Source organism: Acidovorax sp. CCYZU-2555 (assembly GCF_018413525.1).
Taxonomy (GTDB): Bacteria; Pseudomonadota; Gammaproteobacteria; order Burkholderiales; family Burkholderiaceae_C; genus Comamonas.
This window is the reverse complement of record NZ_JAHCDD010000024.1, coordinates 1-17,604: the sequence shown is the minus strand read 5'-3', so window position 1 is coordinate 17,604 and position 17,604 is coordinate 1. Positions and strand designations below refer to the sequence as shown.

Here is a 17,604-nt window from a genome sequence, read left to right as displayed (position 1 = left end):
CGGTTTTGCCGCAGGGCCGCCCCAAGGCAAAACGCGGTGGGGGGCTTCGCCCCCCCAGGCAGTCCTTCGACAAGCTCAGGACGAAGCGAGCAAGCGTGGGGGTCATAATGAACTAGCGCTTGAACCATCGCCCCGGTAGAGCCAGGGCAAGTCCATGATGCGTGCGCCCAGCAATTTCAGCGAGGTATCGCGGCCCCAGCGCACCGGGCCGGTGGCGTGGAAAATGCGGCCGTTGCGCTGCGAGCGCGCCTGCACGCGCGCGTTGCGCTGCCAGCGGTTGAGCGCATAGCGGCGCAGCCGCAGCGCCACATCGAGGTCGTGCATCGACAGCGCGCGCTGCAGTTCGGCTGCATCCTCGATCGCCATGCCCGCGCCTTGCGCCAGATAGGGTCGCATAGGATGACTCGCATCGCCCAGCAGGGCCACCAGGCCCTGGGCCATTTCGTCCGGCGAGCGCAGCGGCGGTCGGTCGGCCAGCGGCCACAGCCGCCAGCCCGTGCGCGGCACGCTGCGCACCAGGTCCTGCAGCGCGCTGCAGGTGCCGGCGAGCACCCCTTCCAGATCCTGGGCGTTGGCAGCGTGGTCCCAGCGTTCCATATCCTGGGGCGCGGGACCCTGGGCAATGACCACCAGGTTCTGCAGTTCGCCGCGGCGCACCGGGTACTGGATCACATGCAGCCGCGGGCCCAGCCAGGCGGTCACATCGCTGGTGCGCAAGCGCTGGGGCATCTCGGCCTGGCGCACCATCGCCCGGTAGGCGAGATGGCCCGTGGCGCGCGGCGGCTGGTCGCCGAGCATCTGCATGCGCAGGCGGCTGTGCACGCCATCGGCGCAGATCAGCGCGTCGCCTTCGATCAACTTGTTGGCATCGGTGCGCACCGTCACCACGCCGTCGGCCTCGCGGTATTGCGCGATCGTCTGGGCCAGGTTCAGGTGCACTTCGGCGTAGTCGCGCAGCCCGCCCAGCAGCAACTGGTGCAGATCGGCGCGGTGGATGGTGACATAGGCCGCGCCATAGCGCTCCACCATTCTCTGCCCCAGCGGCATGCGCGCCAGCGCCTGCCCGGTCACGGCACTGCGCACCTGCAAGGCGCCGGGCAGCGCGACCACGGATTGCAGGTCCTTTTGCAGCCCCCAGGCCTGCAGCCTGCGCACCACGTTCGGCCCCAGCTGTATGCCCGCCCCGACTTCGCCGAATTTCTCGGCGCGTTCAAACAACCGCACATCGCAGCCCGCTCTCGCGGCCCCAATACCCGCGGCCAATCCGCCGATTCCACCACCGGCAATCAACACCTGCTTTTTCATATGCCCATTGTGCCCGCGTTCCTCGCTGCGCCAAATCATCCGCATACGGCTTATTTTCGGCGCGACTCAAAGGCGTTCAGACCGCCTGCTATTTCATTGCCGTATCGCAGCAGTGTCGATTGCATGATTCAATTTGTAACCTCTGCACTGAGATCGGCAATGAACCATTACGGTGAAAATTCAGTTCGATAATATCGAACACGACCGTTAAAAAACTTGTCACCCCGACAAATGCCCTATGACACGTTTAGCTTTTTAAATCGTTCTTCTATGTCCAATATTCGACATAAAAGTAGAGCAACAAAAAAGGCCTGCAGAGCAGGCCTTTTCTTGAAGCAAAACGCAATTAGATTGCGAACTTTTCACGCTCTTCGTTCTGAATCCACTTGGGCGCCTTGCCACGGCCGGTCCAGGTCTGGCCGGTGTTGGGGTCGCGGTACTTGGGAGCAACCTTGGCACCCGTGCCCGCGGCGCGCGCGGCGCGTGCAGGAGGAAACACATCTTCAGGCGTCATTTCATACTCGGCGACCAAGGCACGCACACGGGAAACTGCATCCGACAACTCGCGGCTGCGGGCCTCATGAATCTGCTGTTCCAAGGCTTCTTTTTGCTTGAGCAATTCTTTGTAGGAATTCATGGTGTTCGTATCTTATCGATGAGTGGAAAAAGTGTTTGGATATTATAGAAAAATAAAAACCACGTCAGCATAAAAACTATACGTAATTTCCACAACATTTACATTGCTTGATTTTCAAGCACCACTCAAGAAGTCTGCGCTGGTTTCTCCGCAAGAACCTTATCAATGCGTTTTCCATCCAGATCAACGATTTCAAAGATCCATCCGGCACACGCGATTCTCTCGCCAACTGCTGGCAATCGTCCCGTTTCAGCCATCAAAAGCCCCGCAATGGTGTTATAGCGGCCACGCTCCTCATCGGGCAGATCGCGGATATCCAGTCGGGCCTTGAGTTCAGACACCGGCATCAAGCCATCAAGCAACCAGGATCCATCTTCGCGCGGCGTAGCCCAGGCATCGGTATGGGCGCCGGGCTTGAGTTCGCCGGTAATGGCTTCGAGTAAATCACGCGGCGTCATGATGCCTTGCACCACGCCGTATTCATCGACCACGAATACCATTCGACCCGAACGCGCGCGCAACTGGTCGAGCAATTCCATGCCACTGAGCGTTTCAGGCAAAAAGGCCGCGGGCAATGCATGCTCGCCCAGCTTGCCTTGCGTGCCCGCGCCCAGTGCCAGCATGCGGGACACACTGATCACGCCGACCACGTCATCGAGCGAGCCACGGCATACCGGATACCACGAATGGCCGCCTTTTTCCTGGCCGTCGGCCGACAACCGCAAGCCCTCGAGCACCGATAGATCGGCGTCAAGCCACTGCACATCGGAGCGCGGCACCATCAGCGAAGTCAGCGAACGGTCGTCGAGGCGAAAGACGTTCTGCACCATCTGGTGCTCGTGGAATTCGATCACGCCGGCATTGCGACCTTCTTCGAGGCTGGCGACGATTTCCTCTTCCGTGACCGCGCGGCTCGCAGAATCATTGACGCGCAGCAGCGTGAGCACCGCCTGGGTCGACGCCGACAGCAGGCGCACAAACGGCTTGGCCGCGGACGCGACCCAGGTCATGGGGCGCGCAATCAGCCGCGCCACGGTTTCCGGGTACAACTGGCCAATGCGCTTGGGAACGAGCTCGCCAAAGACGATGGTGATGAAAGTAATGACTGCCACGACAATGGCCGTGGCGGAAACGCCCGAAGCGCTTTCGGGTACACCGACATCTCGCAGCCACAGGGCCAGACCGTCACTGAATGCGGCCTCGCCAATGATGCCGTTGAGCATGCCGATGGAAGTAATGCCCACCTGTACCGAGGACAGGAACTGGGTTGGATTTTCAAGCAATACCAAAGCGGCCGCAGCCCCTTTGTCGCCATCTTCCGCCATGCTCGCAAGGCGTGCCTTGCGACTCGACGCCAATGCCAATTCCGACATGGCAAACACACCATTGAGCAGGGTCAAAAGTGCAATCAGCAGAAAATCCATGAATCAATAAGTAGAAAGAACACCATGTCAATGTACTGTATCGGCGATATCCAGGGATGCGATGAAGCCCTTGGTCGGCTGCTCGATGTCATCGATTTCTCGCCGAGCCGCGATACGCTGTATCTGCTGGGCGATCTGGTCAACCGCGGCCCGTCATCGCTCGAAGTGCTGCGCCGCTGCATGGCGCTGGGCGATGCGGTGCGTCCGCTGCTGGGAAACCATGACCTGCATCTGCTCACCGCCGCCCATGGCCTGCGCGGCCCGGGCAAGCGCGACACGCTCCAAGCCATCCTGCAGGCGCCCGACCGCGCCGTGCTGCTCGACTGGTTGCGCCGCCAGCCGCTGACCCGCCTGCACACCACGGCGCGCGGTGAACGGCTGCTGATGCTGCATGCGGGCGTGCTGCCCGCATGGACGGTGGAGCAGACGCTGGCCCTGTCCGCGGAAGTCGAAGCCGTGCTGCGCAGCGACGCGCTGCCGGCCTTCCTGGCCACCATGTACGGCAACCAGCCCGCGGCCTGGAGCGACGATCTCGCGGGCGCCGACCGTCTGCGCGTGATCGTCAACGCGTTGACGCGGCTGCGCTTTTGCACGCCCGAGGGCCGCATGGATTTCGACAGCACCGAAAACGCCAGCGACGCCCCGCCCGGCCTGGTGCCATGGTTCGATGCGCCCGGGCGCCGCAGCACGGACACCGCCATCGCTTTCGGCCACTGGTCGCAGCAGGGACTGGTCGCGCGCCACGACCTGATAGGCCTGGACACCGGCTGCGTATGGGGCGGGTGCCTCAGCGCCATGCGTTTCGGCGACTCTCTGGCCGAGCGCGAACTGTTTCAGGTGCACTGCGAGCAGGCACAACCACCCAAGTGAGCGGGCATAAAAAAACCGGGCCAGGGCCCGGTGTAAAGAGAAGTTGGATAACGCGGGTGCTGGTTTACGCCAGCGTGTAGGCAGTCTTCACGGTGGTGTAGAACTCCTGCGCATAGCGGCCCTGCTCGCGCGGACCGTAGCTCGAACCCTTGCGGCCGCCGAACGGCACGTGGTAGTCGACGCCTGCCGTGGGCAGGTTGACCATCACCATGCCGGCCTGGCTGTGGCGCTTGAAGTGCGTGGCGTACTTCAGGCTGGTCGTGGCAATGCCCGCGGCCAGGCCGAACGGCGTGTCGTTGGCCACGGCCAGCGCTTCTTCGTAGTCACGCACGCGGATCACGCTGGCCACGGGGCCGAACACTTCCTCGCGGTTGATGCGCATCGCGGGCGTGGAGTCGACGAACAGCGCGGGCTGCATGAAGAAGCCGTTCTTGTCGCTGCCCGAATGGCAGGCAACACGCGCGCCGCCCGCGGCCAGCACAGCGCCTTCTGCCTGGGCGATTTCCACATAGCTCAGATCCTGCTCGAGCTGGGCCTGGCTCACCACGGGGCCGATGTCGGTGCCCGCGGCACGCGCATCGCCGACCTTGATCTTGGCCATGCGCGCCTGCAGCGCTTCGATGAAGGCCGGGTAGATCTTGTCGGTGACGATCAGGCGGCTCGACGCGGTGCAGCGCTGGCCGGTGGAGTAGAAGCTGCTTTGCGCCGACAGTTCGACGGCCTGGTTCAGGTCGGCGTCGTCGAGCACGACCTGCGGGTTCTTGCCGCCCATTTCGAGCTGCACCTTCTTGCCGCTGGCCACGCAGGCCGCGGCAATGCCCTTGCCCACGCCGACCGAGCCGGTGAAGCTGATCGCCGCCACATCGTCATGCTGCACCAGCGCTTCACCGATGACGCGGCCGCGGCCCATCACCAGGTTGAACACGCCTGCGGGAATGCCGCTGCGGTGGATGATGTCGGCCAGCGCCCAGGCGCTGCCCGGCACCAGATCGGCGGGCTTGAGCACCACGCAATTGCCGAAGGCCAGCGCGGGCGCGATCTTCCAGGCGGGAATCGCGATGGGGAAGTTCCAGGGCGTGATCAGGCCGACCACACCCACGGGCTCGCGCGTGATTTCCACACCGATGCCGGGACGCACCGAAGGCAGGGTCTCGCCGGCCAGGCGCAGGCATTCGCCCGCGAAGAACTTGAAGATCTGGCCCGCACGTCCGACTTCGCCTATGGCTTCGGGACGCGTCTTGCCTTCTTCACGCGCCAGCAGGTCGCCCAGCTCTTCCTTGCGCGCGAGGATTTCGGTGCCGATCTTGTCGAGCGCATCGTGGCGCGCCTGGATGCCCGACGTGCTCCACGCGGGGAATGCGGCCGCGGCCGCGGCGACGGCGGCATTGACGTCCGCAGCGTCGCCCTGGGCGTACTCGCCGATCACGTCGGCCAGGTCGCTGGGGTTGGCGTTGGGGCTGTAGCTCTTGCCGGCAGTCCACTGGCCGTTGATGAGGTTGTCGAATTGGGTCATTTGCTCGGTTCCTGGATAAAAAGGGGGTTCATGCCGCGCCGTGGGCTTCGACATACAAGGCGTAAAGAGAGTGGCTGCTGGCCATGTACAAGCGGTTGCGCTTGGGGCCGCCGAATTCGAGGTTGGCGCAGCGCTCGGGCAGGCGGATGAATCCGATCGGCTTGCCCTGTGGATTGAAGACCTTGACACCGTCCATCTCCGCCGATTTGCCCAGCGGCAGATGGGCGCGCATGCCGCCGCCGATGTCGCTGGCCTCGGGGCTGAACGCGCCGCTGAAGCCCCAGCCGCACCACAGATTGCCGTCGCGGTCCACGCGCAGGCCGTCGAACGCACCCGGGCCGTCGGCATCGATCAGCCGCGTCTTGTTCGACAGGCTGGTGCCATCGGCGGAAACGTCGTAGCTCCAGACGCCGCGATTGGGATTGCCTTTCCACTCGACCACGTAAAGCTTCTTCTCGTCGGGAGAAAACGCCAGGCCGTTGGGGTTGACGAGATCGGTGACCACGGCGCTGATCTGGCCGTCCTTGCCGATGCGGTAGACATAGGTGCCGGGCTGCTCGGGCGTGGCGCGCGAGCCTTCCCATTCGCCGTTGATGCCGAACAGCGGATCGGTGAACCAGATGCTATCGTCCGACTTCACCACCACGTCGTTGGGCGCATTCAGGCGCTTGCCCTGGTAGCGATCGGCCAGCACCGTGGTGCTGCCGTCGCGCTCGGTGCGCACCACGCGGCGCGTCACTGAATGCTCGCAGGTGATCAAGCGGCCCTGGCGGTCGCGCGCATTGCCGTTGGCGTAGTTGGCGTTTTCCTTGTGCACGGAAAACTTGCCGGTCTTTTCCTCGAACTTCATCAGTCGGTTGTTGGGAATGTCGCTCAGGATCAGCGTTCCCGTTTCCGGGAAATAGGCCGGGCCTTCGGCCCAGCGCATGCCCGTGCCCAGCTGCTCGATGGTGCTGCTGTAGATGCGGTACTTGGCAAAGCTGGGGTCGAGAATGAAGACCGCGGGATCGGGGTAGCGCTGATGGGGCGAGAACCCGAACGATTGCGCGCCGGCGGCGGCGCCCCAGGCGCCCAGGGCGGTGGCGCTGAAAGTCTTCAACAGCTTGCGACGGTTCATATGAATATGTCCTATTGAATGGCGGGAGAGTCGACGCACCCTGCGCGAACGCTTCGGTGCGAAGCGCCCATCAGCCCGCAGGTGCCGGGAAAAAACAGGCTCAGCGCGCCGCCGACCAGGGCACTTCGGCCGCGGGCTCGCCGGTGGCGATGAACTGCTGCAGGTTCTGCAGCACCAGGTCGGCCATGGCGCGGCGGGTATCGTGCGTGCCGCTGGCGATATGCGGCGCGAGCACCGCGTTCTCCAGCGTCAGCAGATCGGCCAGCGGACGCGGCTCGTCCTCGAACACATCGAGGCCCGCGCCCGCGATGCGACCGCTGCGCAGCGCTTCGACCAGTGCCGCCTCATCGACCACGCTGCCGCGCGCCACGTTGACCAGAAAGCCCTCGGGGCCCAGCGCGTCGAGCACTTCGGTGCTCACGAGGTGGCGCGTGTGGTCGCCGCCCGCGGCGGTGATGATCAGAAAGTCGGACCAGCGCGCCAGCTCCAGCAGCGACGCGAGGTACTGATGGGGCGAGCCGTCGATGGGGCGGCGATTGTGATATGCCACTTCCATGTCGAAGCCCGCGCCGCGGCGCGCCACGGCGCTGCCGATGCGGCCCATGCCGAAGATGCCCAGGCGCTTGCCCGAGACCCGCGTTGCGAGACCGAAGCGCTGGCGGCTCCAGTCGCCGCGGCGCACGAAGCGGTCGGAGGCGCTCACGCCGCGCGCGGCGTCGAGCAGCAGCGCCCAGGCCATGTCGGCCACGCAGTCGTCGAGCACGCCCGGCGTATAGCCCACGCGCGCGCCGCGGCGCAGCAGCGCGTCCTTGTCGAGCGCGTCGAAGCCCACGCCGAAGCTGCTGACAAATTTGAGTTCGGGCAGCGCGTCGACGACGCGCGCCGGCAGGCCCATGGCCGCCGACGTCACCACATACGGAAACTGCGCGCCCTGCTCCGCCAGGAAGCGCTCGGGATCGGCTTGCTCCGAGAGGATTTGCACATCGTAGGCTTGCGCCAGTTCAGCATCCAGCTGGGGCAGCGGCATCTTGCCGTATTGGAGAACGCGGGGTCGGGAAAGCGCCATGCCGGGAGGTCCTTGGGTCGTTCAATGGGAAGGAATGAAACCGCATACCGCCGCGCAAAGGCCTGGTGCCCCTGTGGTGCAGCGGGGGCACATTGCACAGGGGCAGCGTCTGCCTCTGTGCAATGTGCCCCGGAGCGGACGATCGCTCGTCCGATCCGGGGCGCTGGCTTTATTGCTCCACGAGCTTCATCAAAGCGGCCAGTTCTTCGACTTCGTTGGGCTTGAGGTCAGCCAACGGTGCACGCACGGGGCCTGCGTCGTAACCAGCGATCTTGGCGCCGGCCTTGACGATCGAGACGGCATAACCGGCGCTGCGGTTGCGGATCTCGAGGTAAGGCATGAAGAAGGTCTTGAGCAGGTGGTGCTGCGTCGCGTGGTCGTCGTTCTTCACCGCTTCGTAGAAACGGATGGCCGTCTTGGGGATGAAGTTGAAGACAGCGGACGAGTACACGGGCGTGCCCAGCGCCTTGTAGGCAGCGGCATAGACTTCAGCCGTGGGCAGGCCGCCCAGATAGGCCAGGCGATCGCCCATGGTCAGGAACATGGCCGACATGGCTTCGATGTCGCCCACGCCGTCCTTGAAACCGACCAGGTTGGGGTTGCGTTCGCACAGCTTGGCAACGGTTTCGGGCGTGAAGCGGCTGATGCCACGGTTGTAGATGATCACGCCGAACTTGACGCTCTTGCAGACGGCTTCGACGTGCGCGGCCAGGCCTTCCTGGCTGGCTTCGGTCAGGTAGTGAGGCAGCAGCAGGACGCCGTGCGCGCCGGCCTTTTCGGCTTCCTGGGCGCACTGGATGGCGAAACGCGTAGGGCCGCCGGCGCCGGCGATGATTGGCACTTTGCCCTTGCAAGTGTCCACAGCGGTCTTGATGATCGCGGGATACTCTTCAGCCGTCAGCGAGAAGAACTCGCCCGTGCCGCCGGCGGCGAACAGCGCGGTGGCGCCGAACGGCGCCAGCCACTCGAGGCGTTCGGCATAGCTCTTGGCATTGAAGTTACCTTGGCTGTCGAAGTCGGTCACGGGGAACGACAACAGACCGGAACTCATCACGCTTTTGACTTCTTGGGGGCTCATGGCAATCCTTTAGGAACAGAATGAAAAAATAGGCTGGACTTCAGTCCAGTTGCAGATTGGAGGTCTGCACCACGGTACGCCAGCGCGCGCGCTCGGCGTTGAAGAACTTGTCGGTTTCGGCGGGCGTCATGGTGACCAGTTCGGCACCCTGCACCGTCAGACGCGCACGCACGTCAGGCGAACGGATGGCGGAGACCAGCGCCTTGTTCACACGCTGGACAATGGCCTCCGGGGTCTTGGCCGGCAACACCACGCCTTGCCAGGTACCCGAGGCAAAGCCCTTGGCGCCCTGCTCGGCCAGCGTCGGCACATCGGCAATCAGCGGCATGCGGGTTTCCTTGGAAATACCCAGCAGCTTGAGCTTGCCGCTTTGCACATGCGGGTAGGTGGCCAGCATGCCGTTCATCAGCACCTGGGTCTGGCCGGCGACGGTGTCCTGCACCGATTGCACGCCGCCCTTGTAAGGCACATAGACCCACTTCGCACCCGTCAGGCGGGCCAGTTCCACGCCGGCCAGATGCGGCGCGCTGCCCGTGGCCGTCACGGCGAAATTCAGATCCTGCTGCTTCGACAGCTCCACCAGCTCCTTCAAGTTATTGGCCTTCACGCTGGGATTCACCACCAGCATGTGGGGCGAGTAGGCCAGCATGGCCGCGCCGCGCAGGTCCTTGGAGGGGTCGAAGCTGAGCTTGGTGTAGACCGAAGGCGAAATCGCCAGCGCACCCAGGTCGGCCAGCAGCCAGGTGTAGCCATCGGGAGCGGCGCGGGTCACGAACTCCGCGCCCAGATTTCCGTTGGCACCGGGCTTGTTCTCGATGATCACCGTCTGCTTGAGTTCCTGCGAGATCACTTGACCGATGGAGCGGGCAATGATGTCGGAGCTGCCACCTGGAGGATAAGGAACCACCAGACGGATGGGTTTGCTGGGCCAGGGATCCGCCGCGAAAGCGGGAGCGGAAAGCAGGCTGACACCGGCGAGAGCCAAGGCTGAGCACAGAAAGCGTGAGCGGGAAAGCATTTGAAGTGTCTCCGTATAGTGGTCAGTCATCATACAACTAGACTTCTAGAAACTCACGCAAAAAATCCTAGGGGTAAACACGAACAGGAAAAAGCAATGGATGCGCGCCCCGCTCCCGTACACCGGGAACGCGGGCTCAGACCTCGATCAGGCAGGCAAAACGGGCTCGGGAAGTTGGCTCAGACGCTGAGCCAGGCGCAGGCGTTCACGCGAATTGGTCAGGTGAATGCGCATTGCCGCACGCGCGGAGTCGGCATCCTGGCGCTCGATGGCCGCATAGATCTCTTCGTGCTCGCGGTTGACGCGGCGCAGGTAGTCGGGGTCGCGCGCCGGCGTATGGATGGACGCGATGCGGTTGCGCGGAATCAGCATGGTGCCGAAGTGCTGCAGGATGTCCTGGAAGTACCGATTGCCCGTGGCCTGGGCAATGCTCAGGTGGAACGTCAAGTCATGGCTCACGGTCTCGTTGCCCAGCGCGAAGTTGTGCTCGAACGCCTGCAATGCCTCGCGCATGGCGCGCAGATGACTGGCTTCACGCCGCTGCGCCGCCAGGCCCGCGGCTTCGGTCTCCAGGCTGATGCGCAGCTCCAGCACGGCCAGCACGTCGACCGACTCGCTGAGTTCATGCGCATTGAGTTGCATGCCCGGGCTTTGCCGCGTGGGCAGCACGAAAGTGCCTATGCCATGGCGGGTTTCAACCAGGCCGGAAGCCTGCAGCTTGGAGAGCGCTTCACGCACCACGGTGCGGCTGACGTCGTAGCTGCGCACCAACTCGGACTCGGTCGGCAGCTTGTCGCCCTCGTGCAGCAAGCCCTGGCGTATCTTGTGGTCGAACTCTTCCGACAGGAGGTTGGCCAGGCTGCGGCTGCCGCGGCTGGTCTTGCTGCGCAATGCAGAGCCCTCCGCAGGCAATAAAAATGCGGCAGATTGGGGTAATTCCGATGTCGGGATGCTCATGGCTCTGATGATAATTGGTTTTAGTTGTACGACAACATATCACTGATAATGGTTTAGTGCAGTACTTGGGTGACAAATTGGCGCCATTGAACGGGGCGTCTCAAAGTAAGCAGTCACCTTTTTACCGCGCCACCCGCGTGATGTGCTTTGGAATGGTTGCCGTGGACGCACGGCAAGACGCTCCAGAGGTGTCGTGATGAATTCAAAAATTGAAAGTAGCCGATGAGCAGCCCTCTTTATATCCGTATGCATGCTGCCGACAACGTGGCCATCGTGGCCAACGATGGCGGCCTTCCTGCGGGCACGGTGTTTCCCGATGGATTGCGTCTGGTAGACAACATCCCCCAAGGCCACAAGGTCGCGCTCGAAGACCTGGCCGAAGGCGCGGTGGTGCGCCGCTACAACGTGGTCATAGGCTATGCGCTGCAGGCCCTGCCGCGCGGCAGCTGGATCAACGAGCGCACGCTGCGCATGCCCGCGGCGCCGGAATTGGAAGGCCTGCCCATGGCCACGGTGAAGCCGCCCGCGTTGGCGCCGCTCACGGGCCATACCTTCGAAGGCTACCGCAACGCCGATGGCTCGGTGGGCACGCGCAACATCCTGGCGATCACCACCACCGTGCAATGCGTGGCGGGCGTGGTCGATACGGCCGTGCAACGCATCAAGAGCGAGCTGCTGCCCCGTTACCCGAATGTCGACGACGTCGTGGGCCTGGAGCACAGCTACGGCTGCGGCGTGGCCATCGACGCGCCCGACGCCATCATTCCCATCCGCACGCTGCGCAACATCAGCCGCAACCCCAATTTCGGCGGTGAAGTGATGGTCGTGAGCCTGGGCTGCGAAAAGCTGCAGCCCGAGCGCCTGCTGCCAGCGGAGGCGCCGCTGCTGCCGATGCAGCGCCTGGGCACGGCCCCTGCCCTGCCTGCGGCCGACAGCGCGCTCGACGTGGTCTGTCTGCAGGCCGAGGAGCATGTGGGCTTCATGAGCATGATCGACTCGATCGTGCGCCAGGCCGATGTGCATCTGCAGCGCCTGAACCAGCGCCGGCGCGAGACCGTGCCGGTCAGCGAACTGGTGGTGGGCGTGCAATGCGGCGGCAGCGACGCATTCAGCGGCGTCACGGCCAACCCGGCCGTGGGCTACGCCACCGACCTGCTGGTGCGCGCCGGCGCCAGCGTGATGTTCTCGGAAGTCACCGAAGTGCGCGACGGCATCGACCAGCTGACTTCACGTGCCAGCACGCCCGAAGTCGCCCAGGCGATGATCGACCAGATGGCCTGGTATGACGCCTACCTCGCGCGCGGCCTGGCCGATCGCAGCGCCAACACCACGCCGGGCAACAAGAAAGGCGGGCTCTCCAACATTGTCGAGAAAGCCATGGGCTCCATCGTCAAGTCGGGCTCGACGCCGATCACGGGCGTGCTCGCTCCGGGCGAGAAGCTCAAGGAAAAAGGCCTGATCTACGCGGCCACGCCGGCCTCCGACTTCATCTGCGGCACGCTGCAGCTCGCGGCCGGCATGAACCTGCACATTTTCACCACCGGCCGCGGCACGCCCTACGGCCTCGCCGCCTGCCCCGTGATCAAGGTGGCGACGCGCAGCGACCTCGCGCGCCGCTGGCACGACCTGATGGACGTGAACGCCGGGCGCATCGCCGACGGCGACGCGACGATCGAAGACATGGGCTGGGAGCTGTTCCATCTGATGATAGAGATCGCCAGCGGCCGCAAGAAGACCTGGGCCGAGCACTGGAAGCTGCACAACTCCCTTGTGCTCTTCAACCCAGCCCCAGTGACCTGATAAAGACACCCCTGCACGCCTGAGCCTACAGGCGGCATTTCATTTCAACCAGGAGACAAATCTATGCAACGTCGACAACTACTCAAGGCCGCGGCCGCCCCGCTGGCCCTGGCCTGCATGCCTGCAGCAGTCATGGCACAGAGCAACTGGCCCAAGGCCAAGGTCATCACCTATACCGTGCCTTTCGCCGCAGGCGGCACCACGGACCAGCTGGGACGGCTGATTGCCCAGCAACTGGGCCCCGCTCTGGGCACGTCGGTGATCGTCGAAAACAAGGCCGGCGCCGGCGGCAGCGTGGGCTCCGAACTCGCGTCGCGCACCGCGCCCGATGGCTTCACCATCCTGGGCGGCACGATCAGCTCGCACGCCATCAATGTGAGCCTGTACCCCAAGCTGGGCTACGACCCGATCAAATCGTTCACGCCGATCACGCTGATCGGCACCAACCCGCTGGTGCTGGTCGTTCCGGCCAACAGCCCGTACAAGAGCCTCAAGGATGTGCTCGAAGCCTCGCAGAAGAAGTCGGGCGGCCTGTCGTCGGCCTCGGCCGGCGCGGGCACGTCGCAGCATCTGGCGCTGGAAATGCTGGCCTGGAAGTCGGGCGTCAAGTTCACCCACGTGCCGTACAAGGGCAGCGGCCCGGCCATCCAGGACGTGATGGGCGGTCAGGTCGACATGATGTTCGACACCACCGTGGTCGCGGCGCCGCACATCCAGAGCGGCAAGTTGCGCGCGCTGGCGGTGACTTCCAAGCAGCGCATCGACTCGCTCAAGGACGTGCCCACCGTGGCCGAATCGGGCCTCAAGGGCCTGGGCGACTTCGAAGTCACGTCGTGGCAGGCGATTTTCGCGCCGACCAACACGCCCGATGCCATCGTCCAGCGTCTGCACCAGGAAATCGCCAAGATCCTGGCCACGCCAGACATGCAGGGCCGCCTGAAGACCATGGGCATGGAGCCGTCGACGCTGTCGACGACCCAGGTCGCCGCATTCCAGAAGGCCGAAGTGTCCAAGTGGGCGACCGTGATCAAGGAAGCGAACGTGAAAGTGGATGGTTGAATGCCAACCCTGCCTTGCCCACAAGCAAAAAAAAGCGCCTCACGGCGCTTTTTTTTATGGGCCCGTCATTCAGGACTGAGCGAGCTCGGGTGCGCGGAACAGGGCCGCGACCTTGCGCTTGGACTTGATCGATGGGCGTGCCGCGGGCTGGCGCGTATCGTCCCAGGTCGCGGCGGGGGCCGCGGCCGAAGCCACGTAAGGCCGGTCGAAGAACGGATCGGCCGCAGGGCGCGAGGCCGGGCGTGTGGAACGCGGGGCCGGAGCCGGACGACCGACGACGCCACGCGCCGAGTCTTCGCCTTCACCACGCCAGGCGCGGCGGCCGTCGTTCATGCGGCCTTGCTGACGCGGCTGCTCGAGTTGCAGCGCCTCGATGTCGATCTTCTTCTTGATCAGCTTTTCGATTTCGCCGACCTGGCGCGCGTCGCGCGAGGACACCAGCGTCACCGCCAGGCCCGATGCGCCCGCGCGGCCGGTGCGGCCTATGCGGTGCACGTAGTCTTCGGCGTTGAACGGCACGTCGTAGTTGAACACCGCGGGAACGTCCTTGATGTCCAGGCCGCGCGCGGCGACGTCGGTGCAGACCAGCAGGTCGACATTGCCGGCCTTGAAGGCGTCGAGCGCCTTGAGGCGTTCGTCCTGGCTCTTGTCGCCGTGCAGCGCCGTGGCGCGCAGGCCGTCACGCTCGAGCGTGCGCGTGAGCCGTGCGCAGCCCAGCTTGCTGTTCGAGAAAATGAAGGCCTGGCGAATGCCGCGTTCCTTGAGGATCTTGTGAATGGCCAGGCGCTTCTCGTCTTCGTCGGCGGCGCTGAAGAAGCGCTGCTCCACGGTCGACGCGGTTTCGTTGGGCCGTGCCACTTCGATGGTCACCGGGTCCTGCAGATAGCTGCTCGCCAGGCGCTTGATTTCAGGCGAGAAGGTCGCGCTGAACAGCAAGGTGGTGCGGGTCTTGGGCAGATAGGACAGGATGCGCTGCAGATCGGGCAGGAAACCGATGTCGAGCATGCGGTCGGCTTCGTCGAGTACCACGTATTCCACCTGATTCAGGATGGCGTTCTTGGCTTCGATGTGGTCCAGCAGACGACCGGGCGTGGCCACCAAGACTTCGACGCCCTTCTTGAGCTCCAGCGTCTGGGGCTTCATGTCCATGCCGCCGAACACCACCATGCTGCGCAGCTTGGTGTGCTTGGCGTACAGCGCGATTTGCTGGGCGACCTGGTCAGCGAGCTCTCGCGTCGGCAACAGCACCAGCGCACGCACCGGATGGCGCGCGGGCGAGGTGGAACTGTTTTCGTGCTTGAGCAGACGCTGCAGCAGCGGCAGCGAGAAAGCCGCCGTCTTGCCGGTACCCGTTTGGGCGGCGCCCATCACGTCCTTGCCGGTCAAGACAACGGGAATGGCCTGCGCCTGAATGGGCGTCATGGACTCATAGCCCATCTCGGCAACAGCACGGGCCAGGGGTTCCGACAGGGATAAATTGGAAAAAGAACTTGTCATTTAGCCTACTATTGTCGCACCTAGCGGCGAACCCACCTATTTGCCCGGGCGATTCAAGGGCTTCATGCGCTGCTTATGTGCGACAAACGCCTGCAAGAAGGCGTGTCTGGCGTCACAGTTGGCGGGCGCTGAACGTGTCGCAACCCTTGAGTTCTCCGCGCTGCAGACCGCTCTGGAACCAGCGCTGACGCTGCGCACTCGTGCCATGCGTGAAGCTGTCGGGCACGACAGCGCCGCCCGCGGCGCGTTGCAAGGCATCGTCGCCGATCTTCGCCGCGGCGTTCATCGCCTCTTCCACATCGCCCTGCTCCAGTATCTGGCGCGCATCCTGCGCATGGTGGGCCCAGACGCCGGCCAGGCAATCTGCCTGCAGTTCGAGCCGCACCGACAACTGGTTTTGTTCGGCCTTGCTGACGCGTCCGCGCATGCTGTCGACCTTGTCGGTGATGCCCAGCAGATGCTGCACATGGTGGCCGACTTCGTGTGCGATCACATAGGCCTGGGCGAAATCGCCGGGCGCGCCCAACTGGTTCTTGAGCGTCTGGTAGAAGCCCAGGTCGATATAGACCTTTTGGTCAGCAGGGCAATAGAACGGCCCCATCGCGGCCTGGCCCGTGCCGCAGGCGGTCTGGGTCGCGCCGCGAAACAGCACCAGGCGGGGTTGCTGGTAGTTGCCGCCATTCTTGCGGAACAGGTCGCCCCAGACGTCTTCCGTGTCGGCCAGCACGGTCGATACAAAGCGCGCCATGGTGTCGTCGGCCGGCGCCCGGCCCGCAGGCGCGGGCTGCTGCACGGCCACGGGGCTGCCGCCGCCGCTGAGCATGCCCAGCAGCGTCAGCGGGTTGATGCCCAGCACCCAGCCGCCGATCAGTGCCACGACGATGGTGCCTATGCCTATGCTGCGCCCGCCGAAGATCGGCGAGCCGCCGCCCTGGCCGCGTCTGTCTTCGATATTTTCCGATTCACGGTTGCCGTCCCAGCGCATAAGAACTCCTTTGGCGCCGGCATGCGCGGCGCGATCAACGGCATATTACGTCGCCGCAGGCCGCCGCGCTGCGGTCCCTGTCCGAAATGCCCGCAAGCAGGCCGACGCTCCTACAAGCACGCGCGACTTGACCTGTGTACATTCGAGGCCATGCACCACCTCACTGCCAGTCGCGCAGCGCTGCTGCGGATGATTCCGCTTGAACGTCATGGGGCCTTCACCCGCGCGCGCCTGGCTGCGGTGATCGGGGTGCGCGCATGAAGCCGTCACCGCCGCTGCCCGACCGCCCGCCGCCCCTGCCCGAACACCGCCCCTGGAGCCTGCGCACGCAGATCGCCGTGGTCTTCGGCAGCCTGGCCGCACTGGTCGCCGTGCTGCTGTCGCTGGCCTTTGGCGAGCTGCTCAAATGGCGCATACAGCAGGAGGCCGCGGCATCGCTGCACATGGTCGCCCACAATGCGGCCAAGGTGCTGGCAGAAGGTCTGTTCGAGCGCAGCCGGCTGATGCAGGTGCTGGGCTCGTCCCAGGACCTCTGGGAAAAAGGCATAGATGCACCGGAAGTCCTGCCGCTGCTGCAACGCATGCATTCAAGCCGGCCTTACAGCCGCTGGATAGGCGTGGCCGATGTGCGCGGCAACGTCGCGACCGATTCCAACAACATCATGCAGGGCAAGAGCGTCGCCGACCAACCCTGGTTCCAGGCCGGGCTCAAGGACTTGTACGTGGGCGATGTCCATGCTTTTCCCGGGCTGGCTGACAGGCTGCCGCCGAGCAGCAATGGCGAGCCGCAGCGCTTTCTCGATTTTTCCGCGCCCATCTACCGCAATGGCGAGACCGTGGGCGTGCTGGGCCTGCATCTGAGCTGGGACTGGGCCCGCGATACGCTCGAAGAGCTGCGTCCGACCTATGCCGACCATGCGCAGATCGAGCTGTTCGTGTTCGACGGCGCTGGCGAAATCATCTATGGGCCCGACGGCCGCATCGCCCCCTATGTGGCGCTGGGCCAGAAGCTGCCGCGCACCGAACAGCCGTCGGCGAGCAGACGGGACAGCATGAAAGCCCCGGGCCTCGCGGGCCTGGCGCACTGGCAGGACGCCAGGACGCCGTTCCTCACGGCGGTAACGCGGCTGCCGGCGCGCAATCTCGCCAGCGACCTGGGCTGGCATGTGGTCGTGCGCCAGCCCACGGCAACGGCTTTCGTCGGCGCCGACACCGCGGTGCTGCAGGCGCTGGGCGGCGGCATCGCGGCCGCGCTGCTGGCCGCGCTGATCGCGTCGC

The 17,604-nt window shown here is 64.5% G+C and carries 15 protein-coding genes; 4 read left to right on the top strand and 11 right to left on the bottom strand.

The genetic code is table 11. The features are described from left to right. Window positions 1–102: 102 nt before the first annotated feature. The 3 genes from KHY18_RS10505 to KHY18_RS10495 form a co-directional block, all read right to left on the bottom strand. Window positions 103–1,305 carry an FAD-dependent monooxygenase gene (locus KHY18_RS10505; RefSeq protein WP_213299072.1) on the bottom strand — a complete coding sequence of 401 codons (1,203 nt, stop codon included), beginning with the start codon at window positions 1,303–1,305 and terminating at the stop codon, window positions 103–105. A gap of 346 nt (window positions 1,306–1,651) precedes the next feature. Then, a complete protein-coding gene (locus KHY18_RS10500) occupies window positions 1,652–1,942 on the bottom strand; it encodes an H-NS histone family protein (protein WP_213299069.1) in 291 nt (96 codons plus the stop codon). Window positions 1,943–2,067: 125 nt separating this feature from the next. Beyond that, window positions 2,068–3,366 (bottom strand): hemolysin family protein, encoded by a 1,299-nt coding sequence (locus KHY18_RS10495; protein WP_213299066.1) that lies wholly within the window; start codon window positions 3,364–3,366, stop codon window positions 2,068–2,070. A 24-nt stretch (window positions 3,367–3,390) separates the two neighbouring features. Here KHY18_RS10495 and KHY18_RS10490 point away from each other — a divergent pair, with 24 nt between their 5' ends. Continuing rightward, window positions 3,391–4,236 (top strand): symmetrical bis(5'-nucleosyl)-tetraphosphatase, encoded by an 846-nt coding sequence (locus KHY18_RS10490; RefSeq protein WP_213299063.1) that lies wholly within the window; start codon window positions 3,391–3,393, stop codon window positions 4,234–4,236. A gap of 64 nt (window positions 4,237–4,300) precedes the next feature. Here the strand turns inward: KHY18_RS10490 and KHY18_RS10485 are convergent, their stop codons facing one another. From KHY18_RS10485 to KHY18_RS10460, 6 genes are all read right to left on the bottom strand, one after another. Then, window positions 4,301–5,749 (bottom strand): aldehyde dehydrogenase family protein, encoded by a 1,449-nt coding sequence (locus KHY18_RS10485; RefSeq protein ID WP_213299060.1) that lies wholly within the window; start codon window positions 5,747–5,749, stop codon window positions 4,301–4,303. 28 nt (window positions 5,750–5,777) lie between these two features. After that, the gene (locus KHY18_RS10480; RefSeq protein ID WP_213299057.1) at window positions 5,778–6,866 is read right to left on the bottom strand and encodes an SMP-30/gluconolactonase/LRE family protein; all 1,089 of its coding nucleotides are present in this window, start codon (window positions 6,864–6,866) and stop codon (window positions 5,778–5,780) included. A 100-nt stretch (window positions 6,867–6,966) separates the two neighbouring features. Further along, window positions 6,967–7,932: a 2-hydroxyacid dehydrogenase gene (locus tag KHY18_RS10475; protein ID WP_213299054.1), complete on the bottom strand. Its 966-nt coding sequence runs from the start codon at window positions 7,930–7,932 to the stop codon at window positions 6,967–6,969. 169 nt (window positions 7,933–8,101) lie between these two features. Then, entirely contained in the window at window positions 8,102–9,010 is a 909-nt protein-coding gene (gene kdgD, locus KHY18_RS10470; RefSeq protein ID WP_213299051.1) for a 5-dehydro-4-deoxyglucarate dehydratase, read from the bottom strand. Between the two features lie 40 nt (window positions 9,011–9,050). Further along, entirely contained in the window at window positions 9,051–10,028 is a 978-nt protein-coding gene (locus tag KHY18_RS10465; RefSeq protein ID WP_213299047.1) for a Bug family tripartite tricarboxylate transporter substrate binding protein, read from the bottom strand. Window positions 10,029–10,175: 147 nt separating this feature from the next. Then, a complete protein-coding gene (locus KHY18_RS10460; protein WP_213299044.1) occupies window positions 10,176–10,985 on the bottom strand; it encodes a FadR/GntR family transcriptional regulator in 810 nt (269 codons plus the stop codon). Window positions 10,986–11,207: 222 nt separating this feature from the next. On the opposite strand from KHY18_RS10460, the gene garD reads away from it, so the two are divergent. Beyond that, on the top strand, window positions 11,208–12,785 hold the full coding sequence (gene garD / locus KHY18_RS10455; RefSeq protein ID WP_213299041.1) for a galactarate dehydratase: 1,578 nt from the start codon (window positions 11,208–11,210) through the stop codon (window positions 12,783–12,785). 63 nt (window positions 12,786–12,848) lie between these two features. Then, entirely contained in the window at window positions 12,849–13,844 is a 996-nt protein-coding gene (locus tag KHY18_RS10450) for a Bug family tripartite tricarboxylate transporter substrate binding protein (RefSeq protein WP_213299038.1), read from the top strand. A 69-nt stretch (window positions 13,845–13,913) separates the two neighbouring features. On the opposite strand, the gene KHY18_RS10445 is transcribed toward KHY18_RS10450, so the two are convergent. Further along, the gene (locus KHY18_RS10445; protein ID WP_213299035.1) at window positions 13,914–15,341 is read right to left on the bottom strand and encodes a DEAD/DEAH box helicase; all 1,428 of its coding nucleotides are present in this window, start codon (window positions 15,339–15,341) and stop codon (window positions 13,914–13,916) included. Between the two features lie 112 nt (window positions 15,342–15,453). Continuing rightward, complete coding sequence (ypfJ, locus tag KHY18_RS10440) at window positions 15,454–16,326, bottom strand: KPN_02809 family neutral zinc metallopeptidase (protein WP_213299032.1); 873 nt, start codon at window positions 16,324–16,326, stop codon at window positions 15,454–15,456. 257 nt (window positions 16,327–16,583) lie between these two features. Between ypfJ and KHY18_RS10435 the strand changes: the two genes are divergently transcribed. Continuing rightward, window positions 16,584–17,604 (top strand): cache domain-containing protein (locus KHY18_RS10435; RefSeq protein ID WP_249729037.1); only part of this gene is annotated, 1,021 nt, incomplete at its 3' end.